This window comes from Aneurinibacillus thermoaerophilus, assembly GCF_900099925.1.
GTDB lineage: Bacteria > Bacillota > Bacilli > Aneurinibacillales > Aneurinibacillaceae > Aneurinibacillus > Aneurinibacillus thermoaerophilus.
In genome coordinates this window covers 57,930-83,961 of sequence record NZ_FNDE01000002.1, presented here as the reverse complement: position 1 = coordinate 83,961, position 26,032 = coordinate 57,930, and the positions used below count along the sequence as shown (strand labels likewise).

The window sequence follows — 26,032 nt, the reverse complement described above, 5'->3', positions numbered from 1 at the left end:
ATTTGATAGTTCGACATTCTTTATGTATCCTCTCACCACAATACGAATGTCAAACTATCAAGAATGAGATATTATACAGATTCCGTGAAGGCTGCATACCGTCCTATTGCTTTATATTTGTGATAACGATCAACAACCAGTTCCTCTCGGCTCATGGTTTTTAACGCATCAAGATGTTTGAGCAACACAGAACGCAAGCCGGTTACTGTTTCCGCAAAATTACGGTGCGCGCCACCGATAGGCTCCGGCACGATTTCGTCCACCACTCCTAATTCAAACAAGTCTTGCGCCGTAATTTTCAGCGACTCAGCCGCGCGTTGTGCCTGGGATGCATCCTTCCACAGAAGCGCCGCCGCCCCTTCCGGAGAAATGACGGAGTAAAAGGCGTTCTCAAGCATTAATAAACGGTTACCAATGCCAAGCGCCAATGCGCCACCACTTCCGCCCTCGCCGGTCACAATGCAAATAATTGGTACCCCAAACGAGGCCATCTCGCGGAGATTACGTGCAATCGCTTCGCTTTGACCACGTTCCTCCGCTGCTTTACCCGGATAAGCGCCCGGCGTGTTAATAAAGCAAATAATCGGCCGGTTGAACTTGTCCGCCTGCTGCATGAGACGCAACGCCTTGCGATAGCCTTCCGGGTGCGGCATTCCGAAATTGCGCGCAATGTTTTCTTTGGTGTCCTTTCCTTTCTGATGCCCTATTACTGTGACAGGCTGCTCGTTAAATTTAGCGATACCGGCGACGATGGCAGCATCATCCCCGTACAAACGGTCGCCATGCAGTTCGATAAAATCAGTAAATAACGCATTGATAAAATCAAGTGTGGTCGGACGCTCCGGATGACGAGCCAACTGCACGCGCTGCCACGGCGTCAAATTTCCGTATATCTCCTGGGCCAGCGCTTTCGCCCTCGCTTCTAATTTTACAATTTCATCCGTAAAATCTATATCCTTTTCTTCCGTAAATCTGCGCAATTCCTCAATTTTTCTGTTTAATTCTAGGAGCGGCTTTTCAAATGATAATTCTCCAGCCATTAGCTTCCCCTCCTTACCGTATGCATATCAAGAATTTTAGCAAGCGTATGACGCAGTTCTTGACGGGGAATGACTTTATCAAGCTGACCTTTTTTTAGAAGAAACTCCGCGGTTTGAAAATCTTCCGGAAGCTCCTGGCGAATGGTCTGTTCAATAATGCGCCGCCCCGCAAAACCGATCAACGCCCCCGGCTCCGCAAAGTTGTAATCACCTAACGAAGCGAAGCTGGCCGACACCCCTCCAGTAGTCGGATTCGTCATCACGGAAATGTACAAAACGCCCGCTTCGTTCAGCCTAGCAAGAGCGGCGCTTGTTTTTGCCATCTGCATCAGGCTGAGCACGCCTTCTTGCATACGCGCGCCGCCGGAAGCAGAAAACAAAATGAATGGGTACCGTTTCTCGAGCGCTTGTTCAGCCGCACGGGTGATTTTTTCGCCAACAACCGAGCCCATGCTTCCCATGCGAAAGCGCGGATCCATAACAGCGATAACTACCGGATAGCCTTTGATCGTACCTTCTCCCGTTACAACCGCTTCAGAAAGGCCGGATGTCTCCATATCCTTTTTTAGCTTCGATAAGTAATCCGGAAAGTTCAGCGGATCAGTCGAGAGCAGTTCGCTATCATACTCGAAAAAATACCCTTCATCCAACAGCATCGCGATCCGCTCGAATGCTGTCATTGGAAAATGATAGCCGCAACCCTGGCAAACTTTTAAATTTTTTTCAAGTTCTTTGGCGTACGCAATTGTACCGCACTTGTCGCATTTAATCATCAGACCTTCGGGCACTTCCTTGACTTCAGCTTTTTCCTCCCCCCGATCCTGGGCCTGTCCCGTACGTACAGTTGCGTACCGACGTTTTTTATAGAAAATATCTTTTAACATAAAAAATAGTACACCTCTCTTAAGGTATCAATGAAGAATCGTACTCAAGACTTCCTGCGCTTCTTCCACCTCACCCGCAGGAACGAGAATTTCATACTGCTTGGAGACACCGGATTGGCGTATTTTCACAAGGAACCCTTCGGCTGTTAGCTTGTCTTGGATTTTTTCCGCGATTTTTGCGCTCGGGGCGATGTAGATGACCGTCCACATCCCGTCTTCCTCCTTAAACAAATATATGTTATCTGGTTCCATTCTAAACCTTTTGCTTTATTGTTCTTTACGTACGTTCAAGGCTATAAGATACTGTTTTCGAGATGGTTCGCCATACGGAGCACAGCTTCTTCTTCGTCACCGGCTCGAATAGCTTCCAAAATCGCCCTGTGTTCCTTAAATCCTTCTTCTGCTCTTCCTTCACGCGCAAGAGAACGTTCGCGCACCGACTTACTATACTCAACCAACGGTACCCATATCCGATGTAATACAGAATTACGACTCGCACGGCAAATCGCCCTATGGAACAAATAATCCTCCTCCGTCGGCACTTTGCCTTCCCTAATTTTTTCTTCACCTTGCAAAATAATGCGTTCCATCTCGGAGAAATGCTTTTCACCGGCTCGGCTGCATGCCAAGCGAACCGCATCAAGCTCCAGTATTTTTCTCATTTCGACTACGTCTCTTCTCGTTTTAAAGTCTTTTAAAATATATGCGCCCATAACATTAATAAGCTGATTATGTCGGTAATGTTGGAGAAACGTTCCTTCCCCACGGCGGGTCGTAATCAATCCTAGGAGCTCGAGCGCCCGCAGCGCTTCTCGCACCGAGGAACGTCCCACCTGAAGCCGATCCGACAGTTCCCGCTCAGAAGGAAGCTTGTCTCCCGGCTTTAATCCGTCCTCTTTAATAATCTTATTTATTTCCAGAAGAATTTCCTGATACACTTTGCGCTGCTCGGGCAAACTTGACACGGCACTCACCCTGTTTGCTGATTTTTAATTGCCAAAAAAGGAGGATTGCTCCTCCTTATCATCATCAACAGCTTTTTTATAGTATTTGTACTGCGGAAAGCATCTGTCCTTTGATTTGTTCAGGGTCGATCTCCTTTCTGGCTACACCGGTATCCATCGCTGCTTTCGCAACCTCGGCAGCTACATGCGGTGCCACCCTAGGGTCAAACGGAGAAGGAATAATGTAGTCCGGTTTCAGTTCTTCATCTCTAATTAGGTCTGCAATCGCACGTACGGCGGCCAGCTTCATCTCTTCGTTAATATCGGTAGCCATAACTTCCAACGCTCCGCGAAAAATTCCCGGAAATGCAAGCACATTGTTCACTTGATTCGGAAAATCCGAACGTCCTGTGCCAACTACCGCAGCCCCCGCTTCTTTTGCTAAATCTGGCATAATCTCAGGTACCGGATTAGCCATTGCAAAAATAATCGGGTTATCGTTCATCGACCGTACCATCTCTGGCGTAAGCGATCCTGCGACGGATACGCCGATAAACACATCCGCTCCTTTCAGCACATCGGCCAATGTACCTTCCACTTTGCGCTGGTTTGTAATGCGCGCGATCTCTTCCTTGATCGGATTCATGCCAAACGGACGCCCTTCATAAATCGCACCCTTCGAGTCACACATAATGACTTCTTTGACACCCATGAATAGAAGCAGCTTAATAATGGCGATACCAGCTGCGCCCGCACCATTTGCAACAACGGAAATATCCTCCATTTTTTTACCGACGATTTTGAGCGCGTTCAAAAGCCCGGCTGCTGTAACAATCGCCGTTCCATGCTGGTCGTCATGGAATACGGGAATGGACAATTCCTGCTTTAACCGCTCTTCAATAATAAAGCAGTTCGGAGCGGCGATATCTTCTAAATTAATGCCGCCAAACGTCGGTTCCAGGTACTTTACGGTTTTGATAATTTCTTCCGGATCCTGCGTGTTCAAACAAATTGGAAACGCGTCTACACCTGCAAAAGATTTGAAGAGAACCGCTTTGCCTTCCATAACCGGAAGCGCTCCTTCAGGTCCGATGTTTCCGAGACCAAGTACCGCCGAACCATCGGAAACGACAGCAACCATATTTCCTTTCACGGTATACTCATATACTTTCTGACGATTATCAAAAATATCCTTGCACGGCTCAGCTACTCCGGGTGAATAAGCCAGACTCAAATCTTCTGTGCTCTTTAGCGAAACTTTCGATTCCACCCGAATTTTTCCTCGATTCTCTCTATGCAGCTTCAGTGCTGCTTCACGCATGTTTGGCACCTTTTTAACAACTCCTTCTCTCTTCAACCCCGAATTTCATCAAAGTGGTCTGACCACTCCGTTTATTATTCTCTCATTATACCAAAAGAGAGTAATCTGTAAACCTGATCGAACCTGCTTCTAGGGGTTTTTTACCGTAAATTTACCGTTTTTTAATAATAACCATTCCTTCCCCAATTATTTTCTCAATTTTTCTAATAGTATCACTTTTAGGAGTTATATTATATTCTTCCGTCAATTGCACAGAATGCCGTTTTCCTGCGTAATAGAGAATAACCGGACTCATCCCCCGCTCCGCGCGCAAAATCTGCTGTAAATTTTGCAGTTTGACCACATCGCTCTCCACAGCCTCTTCGATTTTAATGAATACCATAGGTGGAGATTCAAACGCTTCCCTAGGTATATCACTGTGAGTAAATGTATAAGCGATTTCCGTCAGCTCTTTAATCCGTTCAGCGATACATTTCACTTCATCCCCTTGTCTGTTAGCTTTCCCTTCAACCGCCAACAACTTTCCTCTCTGAAGTAACGGCATGGCATGATGGTAAACGCCCGGAAATACAACCATTTCTACACGCGAGGTCTGATCTTCCAGCTGTACAAATGCCATCGGTTGTCCGTGGCGTGTAGTAATGTTGCGTACGGCGCATACCATACCAGCAAGACGCACCGGCTGCTTTTCCCGCTTTTCCTTAAGCCGGTGAAGCGGGAGAAACGAAAAGTGCTCGCACACCTCGCGGTACTCATCCAGAGGATGGCCTGATATATACAAGCCAAGCAATTCCTTTTCCTGCAAAAGCTTCTCTTCATAACCAAATTCCGGGGTATTAATCGAAACGTCCGGAACCATTAGCACCTCTTCATTATGTTGTTCCGGTTTTACTAAAAAGCCAATCTGTTCTTCTTCCTTGCGCCGCGCGCGCTGCGCCCATTCAATCACCCTGTCCAGCGCGGCCAGCAAAGCCGCCCGATGTCCGGGAAAGCTGTCCATCGCTCCGCTTTTAATGAGCGCTTCCAGCACACGTCGGTTGCACACCCTCTGATCAACGCGCATGCAGAAATCGGCCAAATCCACAAACGGGCGCTTGGCTCGCTCCTCTAGAATTCGTCGAATCGCCTGCACTCCGACGTTTTTAATTGCTCCAAGCCCAAAACGAATGCTTCCGTCTTCTACTGTAAAATCTGTTTCGCTGCGGTTAACGTCTGGCCCTAGCACAGGAATGGAGCGCTTCTTGCATTCGTCTACATACTCAGCTACTTTGTCCATATTTCCCTGCGCCATTGTCAACAACGCCGCAAAAAATGCGACTGGATGATTAGCTTTTATATACGCCATATGGTACGCAATCATTGCATACGCAGCGCTATGACTCCGATTAAATCCATAATCAGCGAAACGAACAATCATGTCATACAGCTGGTTGGCAAGTTTATCATCGTATCCTTGTTTCAACGCGCCATCGACAAACTTTTTCCTTTGCTCTTGCAATAACTCACGCTTTTTCTTTGACACCGCGCGGCGCAAAATATCGGCCTCGCCAAGCGTAAACCCAGCCACCTTGGAAGCGATTTGCATAATTTGTTCCTGATAAAGAATAAAGCCGTACGTTTCCTTTAAGATCGGTTCCAGTACAGGATGCAAATAGGTCACTTCCCGCCTGCCATGCTTGGCCGCTACAAAATCCGAAATAAACTCCATCGGCCCCGGACGAAACAGGGCTAAAACAGCAACGATATCCTCAAACTTGGACGGCTTTACTTCCCTGAGCACACGACGCATGCCCCCCGATTCCAGTTGAAAGACGCCTGCTGTATCTGCTTCTGCAAGCATTCGGTACGTACGCGTATCATCAAGAGGAATGGCCGCCAAATCAATGCTAATCCCTTCTTGCTCTTTGATAAGGCGAATGGCCTGTTCAAGCAACGTTAAATTTTTCAATCCAAGAAAATCCATTTTTAGAAGCCCTACATCTTCAAGCGCTTCCATCGTATACTGTGTCAACGCATGCCCGTCATGCCCCTGCTGTAGCGGCACGTGCTCAGTCAAAGGGTCGCGCGAAATGACCACACCGGCCGCATGAGTGGAAACGTGCCGTGGCAGCCCTTCCACAGCACGCGCAAGCTCGATCAGCTTCTTCGTCTGCGGATTATTCGTTACCGCCTGACACAAAGCCTTGCTTCTTTTCAGCGCGCGATCCAGTGTAATGCCGGGTTCAGCCGGTATCAATTTCGCGATTCGATCTACATCCCGCAGCGGTATATCGAGCGCGCGCCCTACATCCCTCACAGCCGCACGCGCCGCCATCGTTCCAAACGTAATAATCTGTGCTACGCGATCAGCCCCGTATTTTTTTACTACATAATTTATGACTTCATCACGGCGCTCGTAGCTGAAATCCACATCGATATCCGGCATACTAATACGCTCAGGATTTAAAAAACGTTCGAATAAGAGATTGTATTTTACCGGATCAATATTCGTAATTTGTAGCACGTACGCGACTAAACTGCCCGCCGCCGATCCCCGGCCTGGCCCGACCGCGATCCCTCGTTCACGCGCGTAGCGGATAAAATCCCATACAATCAAAAAATAGTCGGCAAATCCCATGCGGTTAATTACACTAAGTTCGTAAGCCAACCGTTCACGAACCTCTTCGTTCGCATCGTTACCATAGCGTAAACGAAGTCCGTCTTCACATACTTTCTGCAAATACTCTTCTGCGGTTTGGCCGTCTGGAAGAGGAAAACGGGGCAAAATCGTCTCACCCAGCGGAAGCTCCACCTGGCAACGCCGAGCAATGCGGACCGTATTTTCAATCGCCTCTGGCAGAAAGATAAAACGCTCGCTCATTTCTTCCGCGCTCTTTAAATAATACTCCTTTGTCTGGTATGTCCGCTCTGTATCATCTATCTTTTTCCCTTCGCCTATGCAAAGCAATATATCCAAAATGTCAGCGTCCTCTTCGCGTAAATAACGTACATTGTTGGTAGCTACAAGCGGAATCCCGGTAGCTCTGCTCAAATCGACTGTGCGCTGATTTACAAGCCTTTGCTCTTCCAGAAGATGATCCTGAATCTCAAGGAAGAAATGTTCTGAACCAAACAGTGCCCTGTATTCCTCAGCCACTTCCTTCGCTTTATCCATTTTCCCTGCTCTCAACAACGAACCAATTTCTCCATCCTGCGCCCCGCTCAGTGCAATGATACCTTCTGTGCATCCGTGCAAGGCTTCTTTTGCCAGCACCGGGTGATACACACCTTCCGCATGTGCGCGGGATAACAGCCGCATAATGTTACGATAGCCTTCCAGCGTCTCCGCAAGCAAAATCAACGAAAATCCTTTCTGGCCATGTACCTGTCCATCTTCTTTCGTCTCATCTTTAATTTGAAGCTGTGTCCCAAGAATCGGCTTAATTCCTTCCGCTTTGCACGCCTTATAAAAAGGGATAGCCCCGTACATCGCTGAGGAATCCGTAACTGCCAGCGCTTCCATCCCCAACTCTTTCGCCCGGTGCACCAGCGGCCAAATGCGCGCCGCGCTTTCAAGCAAACTATATTCACTGTGCACATGCAAATGAACAAAAGATGCCGTTTTCATGTTTCTCACCCTCTTCGCCTTCGGGAATCTCCCGTTTTCTCCTGCAATTATTATAAACCTTAACATATAATACTCAAAGCAATATAAGAACAAATATTCCCCTTCTATTTGCAGCCTGTCTCCCATACAGATTGATATATCAGGATATTTTCACGGTTCATCAAAGCATGAAAACAAATCTATTTTATTATAGAAAGGAGTAAATCTCCTGTGAACAAATCGTTGTTCGGCTATTTAGTTAGCCATATGGTGATGTACTTTTTTGTCGCCTTCGGCATTGTCCTAGGAGGTGCTATTCTGGGGGGATTGGCAGCTTTTCTAACCCGGCAGCCTCCGTTTCATGAAATGGAAACGCTCGCGGTCAAATTAAAAATATGGGGAATGGTCGGCGCACTTGGTGGCACCTTTGATTCATTTATGCAAATCGAGCGCGTCATTCTCGACGGCAACATGTCTCCTGTTATTAAACAAATTATTTTTATCATCAGCGCGTTTATTGGTGCGGATACAGGCACACGCATGATCCAATGGCTCATCCGTGGTGAGCCTTCATGAGGGTGCCTTCTGCTTCCGCTTTTCGGCGCTCCCTCCGGTTTGTTCTTCTTTTTCTTCTCGGGGTGATTGCAGGAATGTGCGCGCTTCTTCTCATGGTAGGAGACGAAATGGACAGGCTCCATTTAAAAGCCCGTAAACTAGAAAATGAAAATATTCAATATGTAGAACAACTAATAGAGTATCAAGAAATAAGAAAAAACTTGATTCAAAAAGAAAAAAAAGTGGTAGAAAAAATAGAAATTCATTTGCAAACACAAGACGAGTTCGTGGGAACAGAACTGGAAAAAAAGCTGCTCAAGGACTTATATTTTCTTAAAGGAAAGCCGCTGGATTATGTCGCCAGTTTTCATGAAGGGATCGGAATAATGCTTGCGGAACGCACATACACAATCGATGGACGGACATATTTACTGCACTTGTCTACACTTGTAATTTCGCCCTCCTTGCATTTTTATATCCGGGTTGAAGAAAAAAGATAGTCTTCCTATCGCCACCGCTTGCAAACTTTAGTAAAATAAAAAAAAGGAGGAATGAACAATGGTTATTAGTCGAAGAGAAATGGCGCGCGCTAAAGTCGAAAAATTAAAAAAAGGGTTCTCCGCGTTCTCTGAAACGCAAGAAATTACGGAACTGATGGAACGCTACATCAAGGAAGAGAAGCTAAATGTTCATGTCGACAAAACATCCTTGGGCTGCTGGTTCATTCCCGCGGACGGTACAGAACACGAGACCCGCCCCCATTCATAACGCGAAAGCACGGCCGCTTTCCCTGCCGAAAAGCGGCCATTGTTTATAATTACTGGATAAATGAATGCAAAAATGAATTGAAGAAAAATGCAGGAAAGGGAGTTCAATCATTGCCATTATCGTCCATTTTTACCATCGTTATCATTTTATCAGCTACCATTGCTATTTACTACGCGATTACATGGCGCAGCCAACCCGGTGTGATCGCTCGAATTTATCAGGCGCGCATGAATATCGGCATGGGCATATTCTTGCTCGGTGTCGGTACTAATCAGCTTATGTTTGACGATGTGGATACAATTCGTTTGGTTATTGGTATTATTCTCCTTTTTATAGGCGCGGTTAACTTGATTATGGGAATCCGTAATCTTACATACTTTACGAAGCTCAAAAGAGAACAACAAAATAAAAGATAAAGCGGAGCCGCGACTCCGCTTTCTTGTTTTATCGTTCGATAACCTGCACGGTCATCATTGCTTTTGAAACAAGCATACCCTGATGGTACACTTCGACTTCCACCTTTCCAAATTTTCGGCCCACCTCCAGCACGCGCGGGCGGATTTCAATCGTGCTCTCGATTTGTACCGGTTTTAAGAAATACACCGTAATATTTTCCGGCACCATATCGCCTTTCTTATACTGGCGCAACGCTCGGCTTCCAGATTCGGAGACGAGGGTAGTCAGCACCCCGCTGGAAATGTTTCCGAGATGGTTCGTCATCTGCGGTGTTACTTCTCCTCGAAAATAAATGCCCCCTTCTCCTTTTTCTTCATGGAATCGGTTCATAATCTGGTTTGCAAACGTTTCTCCCATTTGGGGTTGCTTCTGGATATACTGCAACGCTTTCAATACGTCCTGGCGAGTAATAATCCCCAGCAGGCGGCGGTGATTGTCTACAACCGGAAGCATCTCAATGCCTTCCCACACCATCATATGAGCCGCCGACGCGACCGAAACCCTCGCCATTACGGTAATCGGGTTCTTCGTCATTACTTTCTCTACCGGAACATTATAATCGTGCCCTACAATATCTTTTGTTGTGACCACGCCAAGCACTTTCATGTTTTCGTCCACAACCGGAAAGCGGCCATGCCCGATTGTTTCTACCATCCGGCGCCAATCTCCTACTGTATGATTTGCCTGCAAATAATAGGCATCCTCCAGCGGAATTAAAATATCTTCCACCATCATGATTTCTTTTTTAATAAGACGATCATCGATCGCACGGTTAATCAATGTTGCCACCGTAAACGTATCATAGCTGCTGGAGATAATGGGCAACTTCAATTCGTCCGCCAATTTCTTTACTTCTTCGCTTGTGTCAAAACCACCGGTAATTAATACGGCCGCTCCGTGTTGCAAGGAAAGCTTGTGTGCCTGATAACGGTTTCCAACTATCAAAAGGCTGCCCGCGTCCACATAACGCATCATCGCTTCCAGTTTCATCGCTCCAATAACGAATTTGTTCAGCGTCTTATGAAGCCCTTCCCGTCCGCCAAGCACATGTCCATCGACAATGTTTACGACTTCAGCGAACGTTAACTTCTCAATATTCTGTTTTTTCTTCTTTTCGATCCGTACAGTTCCTACACGTTCAATCGTGCTGACCAATCCTTGCGCTTCCGCCTCTTTAATCGCCCGATACGCCGTTCCTTCGCTCACTTCCAAATCTTTTGCTATCTGGCGCACGGAAATCTTGGTACCTACTTCCAAATCTTCGATATGCTGAAGAATTTGTTCATGTTTCGTTGCCATAGACTCACCTTTTTTCTGTATCAATCTGTATTATTTTTATTATACTTCTTTGTTATAACAATCACAAACAGAAAATAAGCCGCCTTGATAAGGCGGCTTCCTCTGTACTATTCATAATCGGGTTGTGTTCTTCCAGCCTTCTGCTCATCCTGCGTCATAGCAAGCAACGGTGATTGCTCTGCCTTCGCCCATCCATCAATGATTTGATAAAGCTGAGAGCCAATAATAAGAAGAGCGAATGCGAGCCATATAACGCTGAACAAGACCGCTTCTGTTTGACTGCGCAAAAGCGGAAGGCGCGGCAAGCTATATAATACAAGCAAAAATGCGAAAATCAGATAAATAATATGCCGAAAATCATTCCTCATATTCTTCACCTCGTTTTGCTGTAATAAGCGTAAACAGGAAGTTGGATATAACGCTTCCTTTTCTCTTTACGCTTGTACAGTATATGCGCGAGACTGAGAAATCAGAATGATAAGAAATTATTCATTCTCCACAAAATTGGCCGCCAGTTGCGCTGGATGCGCGGCGATACAGCGGAAAATTTTCATCCCTTTCTGTACAAATTTCGCTTCATACTCAGTCATGATGTTGCCTTCCGCGTATTCGCTGTTATGCAAATCAAACGTAATTTCTTTCAACAAAAACAACTCTTCTGCGAATCGATTGAGACTGTATTCAAATAATCCCTCATTGTCCGTTTTTAATTGAATACAGCCTTCCGCTTTTAATAGTTTTTTGTACTGTTTTAGAAAATCATTATGGGTCAGGCGACGCTTTGCGTGGCGCTTTTTCGGCCAAGGATCGCTGAAATTAAGGTAGAACCTGTCTACCTCTGCGGGTGCAAAATAGCTTTCAAGTTCGCGAATGTTAATCCAGAGAAATGCAATATTCGCAAGCCCTTTTTCCTCCGCTTTTTTCACGGCTTTAATAAGCACCTCTTCATGCAATTCGACACCAAAATAATTGATATGCGGATTTTGTTCGGCAAGCGTCGTAATAAAGTTGCCTTTACCAGTACCGAGTTCGACATGTATTGGATTGTTGTTGCCAAAAAACTCGCGCCACTTGCCTTTGTACTGTTCCGCATCCTGTGGGACAAGTTTCGGATAGTTGGCCATCGCTTCGCGCACGCCAGGTTTTTTACGTAGACGCATGGGTAGAATCACCTATTTGTTTCGAGATTTTATGCACTGTTATTTATCTTACGCATTATGGGAGATAGATGCAACCAAGAAAACAAGGCGCGAAATTTTCATTTTTTAGATAAAATTTCCTGGTTGTTAATGATAAAATATATAATGGGTGTTTTTTTTTATCATGCACCTAAATCTATGTAATAAGGAGGATTATATGAGTACGATAAGTATCACAACCAAACCGAATCCAAGAAAAAATCCAGCTTTAGGAGAAATCTACTATGAACCATAGTTATCATCCTTTGCAAAAGCGTTTAGTTGAACAGCTAGCATTTATTGATGAACATCGTTATACTTTCTTAGATACTTACTTCCCTTCAAACCTTTTGGAACGAAGTAAAGTGGACAAGTTTTTCGATCAATATGTACAAGAAGTTGAGAGTTTTCTTTCAACATTTAACGCGGGCCCTACTTCAATAATGTCTCGCGTGTTTATCGGAAGTAAAGTATTGCTATTTTATGAGCAAGGGCAGGAAACAGACTCCTTCACTTTATGTTTTCCCGAAAAAGCCAACCCAGATTCTGGATACATTTCTTTTCTTTCTCCGGTAGGTTGGCAACTCATATTGCGCTCAACAAACGAAGCATTTACTTTAAATACACCAAACGGAAAAACGGATGTCGTCATTCAAAAAATTGAATTTAATGATTGGTAAAAATACTAAAAAATCATGAGCACAAACCTTTCGAACTTTACATTAGTACCTTATATACCTATTGCTAGGCATTCTCGCCTCACATAAGCACAGCTTAAAAGGCCTGACACTTCTTTCCTTAAGTACGAGGAGATCAAGTGGCAGGCCATTTCTTTTTCCGCTCTCGCTTTATCTTACGAAAAAAAGAGCGGCTTGTACGCCGCCCAAAACACAAGAGGTATATAAAAAGGGGGTTTTTCATCACACTTTTAAGATACCTCATCAATATTACACACATATTACAAAACTATTACTAATCTATTATATTTCCAATTCTTCTCCCGGATTTACAACTTTTCCTTTTAATCCTTTGTTTTCCAGATTATGAATAAAAGCTTCCGGATCTTGCTTAATCGGCGGGAACGTGTTGTAATGCACCGGAACCGTCAGCTTGGCGCTGACCCATTCAGCCGCCTGCAACGCATCTTCTGGCCCCATTGTGAAGTTGTCGCCAATCGGTACAAATGCCACATCGATATCGTTTCGCTCGCCAATCAATTTCAAATCGCTGAATAATCCGGTATCCCCAAGGTGATAGAGTGTCTTGCCTCCCATTGTGATGAGGAACCCGCCCGGCATGCCACCATAAATAATTTGTCTTTCGTCTTCCAGCACAATGGCAGAACTGTGGAACGCCTGTGTCATTTTCACTTTGCCGAACTCAAATTCATAGGCGCCGCCAAGATTCATTCCGTGGACATTTGCGCCTTGCCATCCCATGTATGTAGCCAATTCATGTGTGGCGATAATCATGGCATTGTTCCGCTTTGCGATAGTAAGCGCATCACCAATATGATCGCCATGTGCGTGCGTCAACAATACATATTGCACTTCGATATCTTCCGCTTTTGTTACCGCCAGTGGGTTTCCAGTCAAAAACGGATCAATAATGATAGATTTGCCCGCATGAGAAACCTGTACGCAAGAATGTCCATGATACGTAATCTTCATACTTCTACCCTCCATTATTTTCTTTTCTTGTCCATCTTTTCTTATTGTACCAGCGTTATGTACGACAAACAAACAAACAAATAGGAGAATACTCACGCTCCCTTTCTTTTTTTCATAAGATGAAGGGATGATATATAGATGTAGGAAAGGGGGAGCGAGCCTTGCCACAACGTTATACGCGTATCCAGCGCACACCCGACCAGTCTTTTCCTGCTGCGATCGATGTGCTGCTCCCGGCTTCCTTTGTCAAACAATACGGGATTGTCGGCAAAAAACCGTTCGAACTTATGTACGGATTGCGGACAATAACTGCCGCTTTTGAAATTACGACTTCATCCGTCATAAAAATAAAAGAATCTTTCGCACAGCGGCTCGGCCTATTAGAAGAAGAAATCGCGTATGGACTCCACTTCCACCCGGCAACAAGGAGGCTAGTTATCGGGCCGATTGTCGGTATTTTAATCTCAAGGATGGTGCCAACAGACGAAGGTCCTTTCGGCAGCATTACCGACTTCTGTCGGGAAGTGACACAAACATGCCGCCTGCGCGGCGGGCTCGGCTTTATTTTCACACTCGATCAAATTTCGCGGGAAAAAGATATGGTGAACGGCTGGACATACCGCAATGGTCATTGGATAAAGCGAGTATTTCCTATACCGTTTTGCACGTACAATCGAATCGGTTCACGCAAAGTTGAAGAAAGGGAGGAGACCAAAGAAAAAATCGCGATTTTAAAAGAAAAAGGCGTCCTATTTTTCAACGAACAGTTCCTGGATAAATGGCAAATTCATCAGCGTATGTCCTTGCTGCCAGAAACAGCAGCGTTTACACCTTATACGGATTTATATAAAGGAGCCGCTTCATTGCAAGCCATGCTGCAAAAGCATCCTTATATTTACCTAAAACCTTCGAGCGGAAGCCTGGGGCGCGGAATTATCCGTCTGTCCCGTACCCAAAATGGATATATATGTCAGTATGCTACCCTCAATGACACGGTAACGCGGCGATACAACTCGTTCAACTTGCTGCACCAAATGCTACGTTCCCGTATGCGTAAACAACCGTATCTTATGCAACAGGGACTGCATTTAATCAAACTCAAGGGAGGCATTGTCGACTTTCGGGCCCTTGTCCAAAAAAATAAAAACGGTGAATGGAGTATTACATCTATTGTCGGACGAAGTGCTCCCACCTGCAAAAGTATCGTCTCTAATGTAGCACGCGGTGGCACTATACTTCCGTTGGGCAATACGCTGATTGCAGCCGGTTTTTCCCCCGCCGCCCGCGCTTCCATCACTGCTTCCGTCCGGCAACACGCGCTTCTTATCGCCCGCCTGTTCGAACAGTGTACGGAAGGACATTATGCTGAACTCGGCATCGATCTCGGTGTCGATAGAACAGGCAAAGTATGGCTGCTTGAAATCAATTCGAAACCTTCAAAAACAAACAACTCCTTGGCGAATGCCGGTAAAGGGCCCCGCCCTTCTGTCATTCGGCTGGTCGACTACTGTTTTTACCGCAGCGGTTATATACCTAATCCTCGCAAAAAAACAATGCAAATCAAACGTTCCTCGAAAAGGAGGTTATCACCATGATAAAAAAGACGTTGGGGTATCTTGGCATCCTAGCGACCCCAAGCACAAAATATCACCCATTTCCGGAAAAGTCATTCTACGCGTATTTATGCCAGGCCGGGATACGTATCGGACTGCCCGTATACGTCTTTTTACCAACCCAGATTAATTTCGTTACCCGGACTGTTATTGGTTACCAGTATACAAAACAAAAAAAATGGATAAAAAGACGCTTTCCTTTCCCCACCTTTGTCTATGATCGACTTTCTAATCGCAAGAAGTATGAGACGCAAATCCGAAAACTAAAAAATGATCCTTCGATTACTTTTCTAGGACATGTGCTGGGCGATAAACTCAAAAACCATAACCTACTTATCCAGCACGCTGGCCTTGCCGCATATATGCCGGAAACCGAACTTGTCACTTCGCTGCAGGTAATAAAAAACATGCTCGACAAGTACGATGCAGTCGTAATTAAACCAATGCGCAATTCGCTTGGCATCGGCGTTATGAAAATCACCTCCAAACAAGGAAGCCATCGAGTCGAAGGGCGCGATTTTAAAAACAAAATCTTTTACCGCAAATTCTCCAATCGTACTGCGCTCTTGCTCTGGCTACGCAACCAATTTAGTGTAAAAATGATCGCCCAGCCTTATCTAGAGCTTTCCACACCGGAAGGCATCCCTTTTGATATCCGGGTGCTTGTACAAAAAAATGGCCAAGGCGAATGGGTTGAGACCGGGCGCGCCATTCGGGCAGGAGTAGTAAACGGCCTTACGTCCAATCTATGCGGCGGCGGCAAAGCGCATTCGTGTAAACCATTTCTAAACAAATATTTCACCGAAGAACAGTTACAGAAAATTTATAGTGATATTGAATACATCGTTAAGGAACTCCCACCGTTTCTAGAAAGCAAACACGGGCGCTTAGTCGAACTCGGCATTGATATTGGAGTCGATAGGGGAGGCAAAGTTTGGTTGATTGAGGTGAATTCCAAGCCAGGACGCGCTTCATTTCGTCGAATCGAAAACAGCACATATTACCGGGACGTACGGCTCAACCCTTTGCGCTATACACATTATCTTGCGCAGTTGCGAAAGGGTCGGTGAGCATATGAGTATAATCGCGACGGGATGGGTGTCCATTCACCCCTTGCATCGTACATGGCACCTTCATTTTTCCGCGAAAAAAGCGCCGCACACCCTACTGGCAAAGAAAAAGCTACACCTTCGCATTGGTGGCTGGAAAAAAACACTGCTTATCACCTGTAAGCATCCCAGCCCCCATACTATCAATTCAAAAGTACGAATCCGTTCTCAGCAAAAACACCTTACCATCGGTCCTTTCATTGGTATTTTAACCGTGGCAGGAGGCGGTCTGTTCCGCGGTGTACAAAGCAACTTTATTGATATTATCGAAACAGGAAGAAAGCTGGGAGCGCTCGTTTATGTCGTTCCAGTGGAAAATATCGACTGGAATTCTCGCACCGTGCGAGGATACTTGTTCGATAAAAAAAGAAAAAAATGGATAAAAGAAAAACTTCCGTTTCCGCATGTTTTCTATAACAGGATTCCAAACCGAGCGTATGAGGGAAAAGCGCATGTAAAAGCCGCACTAAACCAGCTTTCTGCCACCCCCGGTCTAACGCTTTATAACCCACACTTTTTTAACAAACAACAATTGTACGCCGCCCTACAGAACAATCCCGAGACCCTTCCCTATCTGCCACGTACGCTCCCGCTTTCTTCCAAAGATGTTTTTTATAATATGATTTCTTCCTATTCGCTCGTATATCTAAAGCCGGCAAATGGAATGTCAGGGCAGGGAATTTACCGGGTTCAGCGTCAAAGTGGCGGAAACTATCTCGTGCAACATCAAGAACGAAAAAAAACAGTAGGAAAAATGTTTAAAACAAAAGAAGAAGCATGGTTCTATCTCGCTCCGCACGTAAAAAAGCATTACTTAATTCAAAAAGGAATTGACCTCGCCACATTTGATAACAAACTTTTTGACATTCGTCTGCTTGTGCAAAAAGACGGAAAAGGTGAATGGGGGGTGACGGGCATCGGGGTTCGGCTGGCCGGCTCCGGTAAAATTACGACTCACGTGCCACGCGGCGGTTCCGTGCAGCCTCCGGTCCCCATCCTTTCAGCCGCTTTTCCGGATTACTCAGCGGAAAAGCTGCTCTCAAACATACGGCTTATGGCGTTATGTATCGCCAGATCCCTTGAAAAAGAGTGGCCTACTCTCGGGGAGATATCCATAGACATCGGCATTGATAAGACGGCACGTCTCTGGTTTATAGAGGCAAATGCCAAACCGGGCAAATTCGACGAACCCCATATCCGTAAACTTTCGTTGCGGCGCATCGTCGAGTACGCACAGTATCAGGCAAATTTCGCTGCTATTTCGGGTGAAAAACGCCATGTTCATTCATGAACTTTCTCCCGCTTTGTTTTCCCGAACACGGGAAAAATTGCTCCGTTTCATTCATGTACATGGGGATAGACGCATCACCGCCCGCGCCATTCGCTGGCTGCGCGCATTGCCTGCGGAAATGCTAGAAGAGGAAGGGAATATTGTTCTTATCTATACCCAAAACAGCAAATTGCTTGGCTGTATCGCCGTTTATGGGTATGGGACACAGGAATCGTTTCTCGTTGTCCACCAGAAAGCAAGAGAACAGGGGATCGGAACAGCGCTGACGAACGCGGCGCTCTCCCGGCTTGGCAAATTGTACGTGCGGGTAGCAGCCGATAATACGGCTAGCTTAAAAACTTGCTTTACCATCGGAATGGTTGCGTTCGCCTGCGTGCGCGGCGTTACCGGAAAGCCGACATTATGGCTTGCGGCAGGAGATTGGAGAAAAGAAGACGTGAAAACAATATGACTGGAAGAAAACTACTTATCGGAGTGTTAACTTATCGCAACGGCGCTTTTATCGCTGGCAAAACATATCTTACTCGCTTGGCGCTCGTGGCTGAAACATACGGTTGCGAGCTCGTTGTTTACTCTCCAGCTGATATTTGTGAAGAAAAAAACATCGTCCGCGGATTTGCATACGACAAAAAAGAAAAAAAATGGGAGGCCAAAAAGACACGGACTCCCGATATTGTATATGACCGCTTTAGTAACATGACACCTGAGATATTCAAAAAGTACGCAGCATACCGGAACAAAAGCCGCCTTGTTTATTTAAATAGCCGTTTTGCTCACAAGTGGAACGCGCACCAGTTTTTTAGTGGTCATTCCGACATCGCCCCGCATCTGCCTGAAACAATGCGCGTACAGCAGGGCGCACTCGGAAAACTAATACGAAAATATCCAGTCCTGTACGCAAAACCAGTTAACGGTTCGGGAGGCAAAGGAATCATCCGTATTCAGCGCAAGCACGAGATATTCGAGATGGTCGGCAGAGATAAAACAGGCTGCATCATCCGCAATACGATCCGCTCTCTTCCTGCAGCCGAACGTTACCTTCTGCTCTGGTGTCAAAGGCAGGGCCGCACGTTTATTTTACAGCAAGGCCTCGATCTTGCGCTTCTCCCCGGTTTCATCTGTGACAGCCGTGTACTCGTACAAAAAAATGAGGTAGGACAGTGGATAATAACCGGTATCGTAGGCAAACAATCTCCACAACAGCTCATTACTTCCAATTTACAAAGCGGGGGCCGCGCTATTCCCATAAAAAACTTGCTTACGCTACGCTTTTCTCCCGAAGAAACAGAAAGCATCCTGCAAGGCATTAAACAAGTAAGCTTATTATTGCCCCAACACATCGAATCAAAATTCGGTTCTTTCATAGAGTTTGGAATTGATATCGGAATTGATACAAAAGGCCAAATCTGGATCATCGAAGTGAATACCAAACCTAACCGGGAACTGTTCCGCCTCGCAGGCTTGATAGAAACGTATAAAAAGGCTGTCGAAATGCCTATTCGCGCAGCCATACACCAGATTTCTTCCCCTTATTTGTAAAACAATCAACATAGTCATATAGTCTCTATTCGCTTATAGGCGAAACAAAGGCTATATGACTTTCTGTCTTTTTTTATAATTACAGGAAACAATGCCATCCATCTGCTAATGTTCTTTTCCTTAATGGCAAAAAACATGCTAACAGGAGGTATGGCCGCCGCTCCAGGACAAGCCGAAGCGGCAATGGTGTCTGCGAAATTCGGCAGAACCGTCAAACAGACGTCACGATCAGCAGCCTTAATAGCCCTAGCATAAAAAATATTATGTAACCGCACGCCGGATTGTAAAATTAAGAAAAACTCACAGCTTGCGCCTCTCTTTTCTCATCAAAAAAGAGGGGCTTCTTGGCTTACCTGGCGAAAGTATTCCACAATGCTATGTACGTGATTGTGTAATGTCCACCCCTTCTCTTCTAAAATAGCTTTATGTCGTCTGTGAAACGGCTCTGCTTCATCACGGATCGCGCGCTGCCAGGCGCTCAAATGCTTCCGTTCCTCTTCTGTCAACTGCTCCTCAATCGAGCTGCAAATAAAGGAACGACAGATGCTTGTTTTAAAGCGCGGGTCGAGGCCGCACCCTTTGCCATCAATAAAGAACTGGCATACCGCATACGCCAGCCGCTCATCCACCGCAAGATACGCCGTATTGGGCGATCGTTTCAGACGTTCATAGCGCTCCGCCGGCGATTCATCTTCTTCCGAAGAACGCTCGTAAAATAACGGTTGAATGCTAGCACCCGCCACAATTTCATAGTCGTATATCTCATTTTGCGGATTTGCATATATTTCCTTGAGAAAGAATTCCGTCTTTCCCGCGGCAATCATCTTATATATTTCAAACAAAGTAAATACCGGTTCATACGCACAGCACCCGATATGCGGTAAATCACCTGAACGCCGCTGAAAATGCGGTTCCGGGCAATTTCGGCATACTGCGGACAACAATTGCCTGTTTTCTTCTTCCCACCATAGCACGTCATTCCCCATGTTTTTCCTGCCTTTCATTCTCTGTTATGGATTGATTTCTACTAGACAGTATAACTCATCTTTTTTTTATCATCTTTTAAAATAATGCTTTACAAACAAACTATTAATCGAGTATTCTTAAAAAGTTAATTTAACGCTTAAAAGCGTACAAGCGTTTAAGTAGTAAAATTTTTTGGAGGAATGAATCGTGCCAGAGCAACACCAAGAAACAAAATTTACAAAAGCGGAAGCTGGGCTTATTACATTGTTTTTGCTCAGCATTCTTAGCTTCTGTATTATCGGATGGCAGGCGCCTCCGCACGTTCCTTTACTTTTATCCCTTTTTCTCTTAATCATTATTAGTTCCATAAAAAAAGTGCCCTGGAAAACGGTTGAAGAAGGTATGATTGAAGGCGTGCGGCCAGGACTTACGCCGATATTTATTTTTATTCTTATCGGTGCACTCATTAGCGTTTGGATAGCAAGCGGCACTGTTCCCACAATGATGGCATACGGTTTCAGCATTTTATCGGGAAAATACTTTTTAGCCGCCGTTCTGCTTATCACTGCGGTTGTAGGAACCTGCACCGGAAGTTCGCTAACAACGACAGCCACGATCGGAGTCGCATTTATGGGCATGGGAACGATGATAGGCATCAATCCCGCTTGGATAGCAGGTGCGATAGTATCAGGAGCGTTCTTTGGTGATAAAATGTCGCCCCTGTCCGACACGACAAACTTAGCGCCTACAGTAGCACGCATCGATTTATTCACCCATATTCGCCACATGACATGGACAACAACTCCGGCGCTGTTGCTTTCTCTCCTGCTGTTTTTATTTCTCGGAAACGGAAACGCAGGAGCCATTCCGCAGGAACAAATTGAGGGCCTGCACCGTGCGCTTATCGAACATGCCGTTGTCCATCCTGTGGCACTGTTGCCGCCTCTGCTCATCATGGTCATGGCGATGCGCCGGATTTCGGCCATTCCAACGCTGATGGTTGGTATTCTATCGGGAATTGCAGTAGCGTTCATGCTTAATCATGAATTGAAAATAGGTGACATGATCGGGATTATCCAAAATGGCTTTACGTCCGAGACAGGAAACAAAGTCATTGATTCATTGCTAACACGAGGCGGCATTCAAAGCATGATGTTTTCCGTTTCTCTTATCTTTCTTTCGCTCAGCATGGGCGGCTTGCTATATCATCTTGGCATTATCTATCAACTGATGGATATGATTCAACGTTTTATCCAGACGCGCGGACGCTTGATCGCTTCAACCGCTTTATCCGCCATAGGTATCAATTTACTGCTCGGCGAGCAATACTTGTCTATCATTCTTACCGGTAATGCGTTTGTCAAGCAATACAAAAAACTCGGTCTTGCACGCAAAAATCTGGCACGAACGCTTGAAGACGCCGGCACCGTTGTAAATCCGCTTATTCCGTGGGGCGTCAGCGGCGTCTTTATTTCCGGAGTACTTGGCGTATCTGTTTTTGAATATGCGCCGTTCGCGTTTTTCTGTCTGCTTTGTCCTGTAATCACGATACTATTCGGGTTTACGGGTATCGGCGTGCCGTATGAAACAAAAAAGAGGAGCTGACAAGGCTCCTCTTTCTCATCTGACGGCCACGAGCGGACAATCCTATCGCCTCCCGGCTGCGGCCGCGTCTTCCCCTCTTCTGCTTTATGGCTCTCGATTAACCATCATTCGTAATTTCAACTATTTCAAAGATGTGATAAAGGCTTCCAAACGATTCAGCCCTTCTTCCAGCACTTCCATCGCGTAAGCATAAGAAATACGGATGTATCCCTCTCCATAAGCTGAAAAAGCGTCCCCTGGTACTACCGCCACCCGTTGTTCTTCCAAAAGACGCGAAGCAAATGTAAACGAAGACAGTCCAAAGTGCCCAATACGCGGAAAAATATAAAATGCGCCATTCGGCTTAACAACGTCCAGCCCCATTTCTGTAAGGCGGTCATACACGTATGTTCTTCTCTTGTCATACTCGGCTCTCATGATCTCCGCGTCATTGATGCCTTCCGTTAATGCTTCAAGCGCCGCATACTGGCTTATTGCACTGGCACATGTAACATTATACTGATGCACTTTCACCATCTGCGATGTTATATATGCAGGTGCGAACGTAAATCCGATGCGCCATCCTGTCATGGAATGAGATTTAGACAAGCCATTGATAACGATCGTCTTTTCCCGCATGGAAGAAAGCGAAGCGATGGAGCGGTGCTTTTTCTCGTAAATAAGCTCACTGTAAATTTCGTCCGAAATCACAAACACCTCTTTGTCTTCCAGGAGGGCAGCAATCTTTTCAATTTCATCCTGTTCTAATGTGCAGCCGGTCGGATTGGACGGATACGGTAAAATCACGCAACGCGTATTCTTATTTATTTTCTCGCTTAACAACGTCGTTGTGACTTTAAAATCGGTTTCACGTGTATCCACGTATACAGGTGTGGCGCCGCATAAGCGAATAATTGGCTCATAGCCAGGATAAACCGGGCCCGGCAAAATAACCTCGCTGCCTTCCGTCAGAACGGTACGTAACGCGATATCAATCGCTTCACTCGCTCCGTTCGTCACAATAATCTCCGTCACCGGGTCATAACGTAAGCCGTATTTTTTCCAAACGAACGCTGCGGCCGCCTCCCGCAGCTCAGGCAGGCCAGCGTTCGGCGTGTATGTTGTCCAGTTTTGATCAATCGCGCGTTTTCCTGCTTCTTTAATATGACCTGGCGTAGCAAAATCAGGCTGACCAATTGTTAAAGAAATGGCGTCATCGTATTGCTGCACAAGATTGAAAAATTTGCGGATACCGGAAATTTGAATATCACGAACCCGCGGATTGATTAAATGTTCCATCTGCTCGTACACCCTTTCTTCCGCGCGCAGTACGCATATTTATCTCTTTTTTTCAAGTATAGCACGCCTTATGATGAATTTTGCTGTTCAATACTAAGCATCCGTATAATTTCAGCGGCTTCGATTCAGACTTTGTGGTACGTGGTATAATATAATTTGCCTCTCCACCCTATTTCAAAGGGAACAGCATATATGAACAATAGAAAGAAAAGGTGCCATGATTACCGGAGCCATCAGCAGAATCGGGGGAGAAACGATAAAAGCGCTTTCCCCTAACAAGGCAAAGTCATGCTGATCGCTCACCTTGAAGAAAGCTTGCAGAAGTTGCAACAAAAAACAAAAGAAACCGGAAACGACATGATCGTGTGATTGACAACACAAATAATAAAATGATAAAGGGGAAACAAAGATGAAAATCATAAGCGCTTGTTTAATGGGATGCGCATGCCGGTACGACCAAAAAGACAATCGGGTAGCAGAAATTGAGCAACTCGTCAAAGACGGAAAAGCAATTCCTGTCTGTCCAGAGCAACTGGGCGGGCTGTCAACCCCCCGCAATCCGGCGGAAATTGTGGGCGGCGACGGATTTGATGTACTCGATGGGAAAGCAAAAGTTATTGACAATCAAGGCAATGACGTAACAGAACAGTTCCTGCAAGGTGCACGGCAGGTTTTGCTTATTGCGCAATCAGTTAATGCTAAAGAAGCCATTTTGAAAGAACGTAGCCCTTCCTGTGGCAGCAATATGATTTATAATGGCACATTTTCCAAAACAAAACGAAAAGGTGTCGGTGTCACTACCGCCCTGTTGATGCGTCACGGAATCACCGTCCAATCGGAGGAATCATAATGTTAGGGAAATCGACCATCATTATTTCAGCGGCCAGCGCTACCAGTATATGCCGTGCATAATGATAAATATGCGGAAGAAACAAAATCGGCACGGCGCTCAGTCCGGTCGACAGCGCGGAAATGACACTCCCTAACAACATATTTTCCATATCTTCACATTTTGTTCTCAAGTCGTAAGTAAACTGGTATCACAAAAAAACAGCACATAACGTGCTGCTTTGCTTTCTTAGCGGCTTTTTACAAGCAAATCAACCGCTTCCTTAATAACATGATCGGGATTATTTCCTTTTTCAATTTCCATGCGTATACACGCTTCCATATTATTTGCCACAACCAATCCGATCACGCGATCAACAGCGGAACGAACCGCGGTGAGTTGGGTGACAACATCACGGCAATCCTTTTGCTGTTCCATCATGCTGAGCACTCCGCGAATCTGTCCTTCAATGCGGCGGAGGCGATTTTTTATAGCATCGTTATATTCCATCCCTTATCACCTCAATCGATGGTATGTCTTTATCATACCCGCTAAGGTATCAACAATAAACAGGAAGTTCGCAATCCCGTTTTTTTCAAATCATAGCACGAACTCCTCCCCACGGACAATGTTCTTTTGTCTTTCCGTAAGATTTATAAAGGAAAAATAAAAAAAAGAATAAGAAAGGGAGATAGTACACAATATAACCAAAAATGGAGGGAACATACATGAGTGAAATCGAAATTCTCGGCCCAAAGGGCTTACCCATTACCGGCAATCTGTTTGCTTTTCGCAAGAATCCCCTTGAATTTCTGCGCCGCGCCGCTGAAGAATATGGCGATATTGTTCACCTGAGATTTGGTCCCCGGCACCTTTATCTAATAAGCAACCCCGATTATATTAAGGAAGTACTCGTAACCAAACAAGCACACTTTAAAAAAGGAAAAGGTCTACAAGTTGCCAAAGCAGTCGTCGGAGAAGGCATCCTCACAAGCGAAGGAAAATTCCACATGCGTCAGCGGCGCCTTATGCAGCCTTCATTCCGTCAAGACCATATTGTCAGCTACGGCGACACGATGGTGGAATATGGGGAGAAACTCATCAGTAAATGGAAGGACGGCGAAGAGCGCCTTATCTCGAAAGATATGATGGAATTAACCCTCTCCATTATCACAAAAACAATGTTTGGGACAAGTATTAATAAAAATTTAAATGATATCGAGCATGCGATTGATGTAGGGTTAAAATATGTAAGCCGACGCGCCTCTTCGTTTATTGATATTCCGGAAAGCATCCCGACCAAAAGCAATCGCGAATTTAAAGAAGCAGCGGAAACATTGGATAAGGTCATTTTCTCGATTATTGAAGAACGCCGGAAAAGCGAAGATGAAAACCGTGGCGACTTACTCTCCATGCTGCTTGCGGCACGGGATGAAGACGATGGTACGGGCATGACCGACCATCAGGTACGCGATGAAGTCATGACGATTTTCATCGCCGGCCATGAAACAACGGCAAACACATTGTCATGGACGCTATACCTTCTCGCCCAACACCCGGAAGCGGAGCAAAAGCTCTGGTCGGAAATCGAACAAGTGCTTGGCGGACGGAAAGTAACCGTACATGATCTGCCGAAATTAAAATACGCGGAAAATATAATCTGGGAAACGCTGCGCCTCTATCCGGCCGCCTGGGCAATTAACCGTGAGGTGACGGATGAAATAGAGATTGGAGGACATACATTTAAACCGGGCGAATCGATTATGATGAGCCAGTATGTCATGCACCGCAATCCAAAATATTTCGATAATCCAGATGCCTTTATTCCTGAGCGATTTGCAGGCAATCTCCTTAAAGAAATCCCGCAGTTTGCTTTCTTTCCGTTCGGCGGGGGGCCGCGCGTCTGTATCGGTAATCATTTCGCCATTATGGAGGCCACGCTTATTCTCGTTACAATTGCTCAAAAATTCCAGTTGCGTCTCGCCGATCCGCACAATCCGGTCGAACCGGAACCGGTGGTGACGCTGCGCCCCAAAAACGGTTTGCGCATGATCGTGAAAAAAAGATAAGAAAAACTCGCGGGCACGTTACCCGCAAGTTT

Annotated in this window: 27 protein-coding genes; 13 read left to right on the top strand and 14 right to left on the bottom strand. The window is 45.6% G+C overall.

Translation table 11 applies throughout. The features are described 5' to 3' along the window. Positions 1–71: 71 nt before the first annotated feature. The 6 genes from BLR88_RS01700 to BLR88_RS01675 all read right to left on the bottom strand — a co-directional run bounded on the left by BLR88_RS01700 (position 72) and on the right by BLR88_RS01675 (position 7,796). Positions 72–1,040, bottom strand: coding sequence for an acetyl-CoA carboxylase carboxyltransferase subunit alpha (locus tag BLR88_RS01700; protein WP_057899701.1), 969 nt, complete (start codon positions 1,038–1,040; stop codon positions 72–74). Next, complete coding sequence (gene accD / locus BLR88_RS01695; protein ID WP_057899702.1) at positions 1,040–1,924, bottom strand: acetyl-CoA carboxylase, carboxyltransferase subunit beta; 885 nt, start codon at positions 1,922–1,924, stop codon at positions 1,040–1,042. Before accD ends, BLR88_RS01700 begins: the two co-directional genes overlap by 1 nt. 27 nt (positions 1,925–1,951) lie before the next feature. After that, the gene (locus BLR88_RS01690; protein ID WP_057899703.1) at positions 1,952–2,134 is read right to left on the bottom strand and encodes a hypothetical protein; all 183 of its coding nucleotides are present in this window, start codon (positions 2,132–2,134) and stop codon (positions 1,952–1,954) included. 83 nt (positions 2,135–2,217) lie between these two features. Continuing rightward, a complete protein-coding gene (locus tag BLR88_RS01685) occupies positions 2,218–2,889 on the bottom strand; it encodes a FadR/GntR family transcriptional regulator (RefSeq protein WP_057899704.1) in 672 nt (223 codons plus the stop codon). A 76-nt stretch (positions 2,890–2,965) separates the two neighbouring features. Next, positions 2,966–4,198, bottom strand: a complete 1,233-nt coding sequence (locus BLR88_RS01680; RefSeq protein WP_091259766.1) for an NAD(P)-dependent malic enzyme — start codon at positions 4,196–4,198, stop codon at positions 2,966–2,968. A 142-nt stretch (positions 4,199–4,340) separates the two neighbouring features. Continuing rightward, on the bottom strand, positions 4,341–7,796 hold the full coding sequence (locus tag BLR88_RS01675) for a DNA polymerase III subunit alpha (RefSeq protein ID WP_091259765.1): 3,456 nt from the start codon (positions 7,794–7,796) through the stop codon (positions 4,341–4,343). Between the two features lie 210 nt (positions 7,797–8,006). Between BLR88_RS01675 and BLR88_RS01670 the strand changes: the two genes are divergently transcribed. The 4 genes from BLR88_RS01670 (at position 8,007) to BLR88_RS19275 (ending at position 9,514) form a co-directional block, all read left to right on the top strand. Then, positions 8,007–8,351 (top strand): YtrH family sporulation protein, encoded by a 345-nt coding sequence (locus BLR88_RS01670; RefSeq protein WP_236781898.1) that lies wholly within the window; start codon positions 8,007–8,009, stop codon positions 8,349–8,351. Next, complete coding sequence (locus tag BLR88_RS01665; RefSeq protein ID WP_057899707.1) at positions 8,348–8,830, top strand: hypothetical protein; 483 nt, start codon at positions 8,348–8,350, stop codon at positions 8,828–8,830. Before BLR88_RS01670 ends, BLR88_RS01665 begins: the two co-directional genes overlap by 4 nt. Positions 8,831–8,888: 58 nt before the next feature. Continuing rightward, on the top strand, positions 8,889–9,098 hold the full coding sequence (locus tag BLR88_RS01660; RefSeq protein WP_091259763.1) for a hypothetical protein: 210 nt from the start codon (positions 8,889–8,891) through the stop codon (positions 9,096–9,098). Between the two features lie 110 nt (positions 9,099–9,208). After that, positions 9,209–9,514 (top strand): YtpI family protein, encoded by a 306-nt coding sequence (locus tag BLR88_RS19275; RefSeq protein ID WP_057899709.1) that lies wholly within the window; start codon positions 9,209–9,211, stop codon positions 9,512–9,514. A 28-nt stretch (positions 9,515–9,542) separates the two neighbouring features. Here the strand turns inward: BLR88_RS19275 and BLR88_RS01650 are convergent, their stop codons facing one another. The 3 genes from BLR88_RS01650 to trmB form a co-directional block, all read right to left on the bottom strand. After that, positions 9,543–10,853, bottom strand: coding sequence for a CBS domain-containing protein (locus tag BLR88_RS01650; protein ID WP_057899710.1), 1,311 nt, complete (start codon positions 10,851–10,853; stop codon positions 9,543–9,545). Between the two features lie 107 nt (positions 10,854–10,960). After that, complete coding sequence (locus BLR88_RS01645; RefSeq protein WP_091259761.1) at positions 10,961–11,221, bottom strand: hypothetical protein; 261 nt, start codon at positions 11,219–11,221, stop codon at positions 10,961–10,963. Positions 11,222–11,338: 117 nt separating this feature from the next. Continuing rightward, entirely contained in the window at positions 11,339–12,013 is a 675-nt protein-coding gene (gene trmB, locus BLR88_RS01640) for a tRNA (guanosine(46)-N7)-methyltransferase TrmB (protein ID WP_057899712.1), read from the bottom strand. 263 nt (positions 12,014–12,276) lie between these two features. Here trmB and BLR88_RS01635 point away from each other — a divergent pair, with 263 nt between their 5' ends. Continuing rightward, positions 12,277–12,711, top strand: coding sequence for a GreA/GreB family elongation factor (locus BLR88_RS01635; RefSeq protein ID WP_057899713.1), 435 nt, complete (start codon positions 12,277–12,279; stop codon positions 12,709–12,711). A 300-nt stretch (positions 12,712–13,011) separates the two neighbouring features. Here the strand turns inward: BLR88_RS01635 and BLR88_RS01630 are convergent, their stop codons facing one another. Further along, positions 13,012–13,701, bottom strand: a complete 690-nt coding sequence (locus BLR88_RS01630) for a metal-dependent hydrolase (RefSeq protein ID WP_057899714.1) — start codon at positions 13,699–13,701, stop codon at positions 13,012–13,014. 161 nt (positions 13,702–13,862) lie between these two features. On the opposite strand from BLR88_RS01630, the gene BLR88_RS01625 reads away from it, so the two are divergent. From BLR88_RS01625 to BLR88_RS01605, 5 genes are read left to right on the top strand one after another with little or no spacing between them, the layout of a single operon-like run. After that, positions 13,863–15,296, top strand: coding sequence for a YheC/YheD family endospore coat-associated protein (locus tag BLR88_RS01625; RefSeq protein ID WP_091259759.1), 1,434 nt, complete (start codon positions 13,863–13,865; stop codon positions 15,294–15,296). Beyond that, positions 15,293–16,384, top strand: coding sequence for a YheC/YheD family endospore coat-associated protein (locus tag BLR88_RS01620; protein WP_057899716.1), 1,092 nt, complete (start codon positions 15,293–15,295; stop codon positions 16,382–16,384). Before BLR88_RS01625 ends, BLR88_RS01620 begins: the two co-directional genes overlap by 4 nt. A 4-nt stretch (positions 16,385–16,388) precedes the next feature. Next, positions 16,389–17,714 (top strand): YheC/YheD family endospore coat-associated protein, encoded by a 1,326-nt coding sequence (locus tag BLR88_RS01615; RefSeq protein ID WP_057899717.1) that lies wholly within the window; start codon positions 16,389–16,391, stop codon positions 17,712–17,714. Next, positions 17,701–18,165, top strand: coding sequence for a GNAT family N-acetyltransferase (locus BLR88_RS01610; protein ID WP_057899718.1), 465 nt, complete (start codon positions 17,701–17,703; stop codon positions 18,163–18,165). Before BLR88_RS01615 ends, BLR88_RS01610 begins: the two co-directional genes overlap by 14 nt. After that, positions 18,162–19,253, top strand: coding sequence for a YheC/YheD family endospore coat-associated protein (locus tag BLR88_RS01605; protein ID WP_175493532.1), 1,092 nt, complete (start codon positions 18,162–18,164; stop codon positions 19,251–19,253). The genes BLR88_RS01610 and BLR88_RS01605 overlap by 4 nt, the downstream gene beginning before the upstream one ends. 326 nt (positions 19,254–19,579) lie before the next feature. Here the strand turns inward: BLR88_RS01605 and BLR88_RS01600 are convergent, their stop codons facing one another. Beyond that, positions 19,580–20,239: a hypothetical protein gene (locus BLR88_RS01600; protein WP_091259755.1), complete on the bottom strand. Its 660-nt coding sequence runs from the start codon at positions 20,237–20,239 to the stop codon at positions 19,580–19,582. Positions 20,240–20,426: 187 nt separating this feature from the next. Between BLR88_RS01600 and nhaC the strand changes: the two genes are divergently transcribed. After that, the gene (nhaC, locus tag BLR88_RS01595; RefSeq protein WP_057899721.1) at positions 20,427–21,824 is read left to right on the top strand and encodes a Na+/H+ antiporter NhaC; all 1,398 of its coding nucleotides are present in this window, start codon (positions 20,427–20,429) and stop codon (positions 21,822–21,824) included. A 120-nt stretch (positions 21,825–21,944) separates the two neighbouring features. Here nhaC and BLR88_RS01590 read toward each other — a convergent pair whose 3' ends face one another. Beyond that, a complete protein-coding gene (locus BLR88_RS01590; protein ID WP_057899722.1) occupies positions 21,945–23,102 on the bottom strand; it encodes an aminotransferase A in 1,158 nt (385 codons plus the stop codon). Positions 23,103–23,511: 409 nt separating this feature from the next. Between BLR88_RS01590 and BLR88_RS01585 the strand changes: the two genes are divergently transcribed. Beyond that, positions 23,512–23,952, top strand: coding sequence for a 2-thiouracil desulfurase family protein (locus BLR88_RS01585; protein WP_057899723.1), 441 nt, complete (start codon positions 23,512–23,514; stop codon positions 23,950–23,952). On the opposite strand, the gene BLR88_RS19270 is transcribed toward BLR88_RS01585, so the two are convergent. Next, on the bottom strand, positions 23,927–24,094 hold the full coding sequence (locus BLR88_RS19270) for a hypothetical protein (RefSeq protein ID WP_175493531.1): 168 nt from the start codon (positions 24,092–24,094) through the stop codon (positions 23,927–23,929). The two genes, BLR88_RS01585 and BLR88_RS19270, sit on opposite strands and share 26 nt — an antisense overlap. A gap of 86 nt (positions 24,095–24,180) precedes the next feature. Further along, complete coding sequence (locus BLR88_RS01580) at positions 24,181–24,441, bottom strand: metal-sensitive transcriptional regulator (RefSeq protein WP_057899724.1); 261 nt, start codon at positions 24,439–24,441, stop codon at positions 24,181–24,183. Positions 24,442–24,659: 218 nt separating this feature from the next. On the opposite strand from BLR88_RS01580, the gene BLR88_RS01575 reads away from it, so the two are divergent. Then, complete coding sequence (locus BLR88_RS01575) at positions 24,660–26,000, top strand: cytochrome P450 (RefSeq protein WP_057899725.1); 1,341 nt, start codon at positions 24,660–24,662, stop codon at positions 25,998–26,000. Positions 26,001–26,032: the final 32 nt, after the last annotated feature.

Excerpts from the sequence above, each read along its gene's own strand:
- BLR88_RS01585 (WP_057899723.1), top strand. The coding sequence starts at position 23,512 with ATGAAAATCATAAGCGCTTGTTTAATGGGATGCGCATGCCGGTACGAC.
- BLR88_RS01610 (WP_057899718.1), top strand. The coding sequence starts at position 17,701 with ATGTTCATTCATGAACTTTCTCCCGCTTTGTTTTCCCGAACACGGGAA.
- BLR88_RS19270 (WP_175493531.1), bottom strand. The coding sequence starts at position 24,094 with ATGTTGTTAGGGAGTGTCATTTCCGCGCTGTCGACCGGACTGAGCGCC.
- BLR88_RS01580 (WP_057899724.1), bottom strand. The coding sequence starts at position 24,441 with ATGGAATATAACGATGCTATAAAAAATCGCCTCCGCCGCATTGAAGGA.
- BLR88_RS01650 (WP_057899710.1), bottom strand. The coding sequence starts at position 10,853 with ATGGCAACGAAACATGAACAAATTCTTCAGCATATCGAAGATTTGGAA.
- BLR88_RS01575 (WP_057899725.1), top strand. The coding sequence starts at position 24,660 with ATGAGTGAAATCGAAATTCTCGGCCCAAAGGGCTTACCCATTACCGGC.
- BLR88_RS01620 (WP_057899716.1), top strand. The coding sequence starts at position 15,293 with ATGATAAAAAAGACGTTGGGGTATCTTGGCATCCTAGCGACCCCAAGC.
- BLR88_RS01605 (WP_175493532.1), top strand. The coding sequence starts at position 18,162 with ATGACTGGAAGAAAACTACTTATCGGAGTGTTAACTTATCGCAACGGC.
- BLR88_RS01690 (WP_057899703.1), bottom strand. The coding sequence starts at position 2,134 with ATGTGGACGGTCATCTACATCGCCCCGAGCGCAAAAATCGCGGAAAAA.
- BLR88_RS01675 (WP_091259765.1), bottom strand. The coding sequence starts at position 7,796 with ATGAAAACGGCATCTTTTGTTCATTTGCATGTGCACAGTGAATATAGT.
- BLR88_RS01600 (WP_091259755.1), bottom strand. The coding sequence starts at position 20,239 with ATGGGGAATGACGTGCTATGGTGGGAAGAAGAAAACAGGCAATTGTTG.
- BLR88_RS01700 (WP_057899701.1), bottom strand. The coding sequence starts at position 1,040 with ATGGCTGGAGAATTATCATTTGAAAAGCCGCTCCTAGAATTAAACAGA.
- BLR88_RS01635 (WP_057899713.1), top strand. The coding sequence starts at position 12,277 with ATGAACCATAGTTATCATCCTTTGCAAAAGCGTTTAGTTGAACAGCTA.
- BLR88_RS01630 (WP_057899714.1), bottom strand. The coding sequence starts at position 13,701 with ATGAAGATTACGTATCATGGACATTCTTGCGTACAGGTTTCTCATGCG.
- accD (WP_057899702.1), bottom strand. The coding sequence starts at position 1,924 with ATGTTAAAAGATATTTTCTATAAAAAACGTCGGTACGCAACTGTACGT.
- trmB (WP_057899712.1), bottom strand. The coding sequence starts at position 12,013 with ATGCGTCTACGTAAAAAACCTGGCGTGCGCGAAGCGATGGCCAACTAT.
- BLR88_RS01660 (WP_091259763.1), top strand. The coding sequence starts at position 8,889 with ATGGTTATTAGTCGAAGAGAAATGGCGCGCGCTAAAGTCGAAAAATTA.
- BLR88_RS01665 (WP_057899707.1), top strand. The coding sequence starts at position 8,348 with ATGAGGGTGCCTTCTGCTTCCGCTTTTCGGCGCTCCCTCCGGTTTGTT.
- BLR88_RS01615 (WP_057899717.1), top strand. The coding sequence starts at position 16,389 with ATGAGTATAATCGCGACGGGATGGGTGTCCATTCACCCCTTGCATCGT.
- BLR88_RS01590 (WP_057899722.1), bottom strand. The coding sequence starts at position 23,102 with ATGGAACATTTAATCAATCCGCGGGTTCGTGATATTCAAATTTCCGGT.
- BLR88_RS01645 (WP_091259761.1), bottom strand. The coding sequence starts at position 11,221 with ATGAGGAATGATTTTCGGCATATTATTTATCTGATTTTCGCATTTTTG.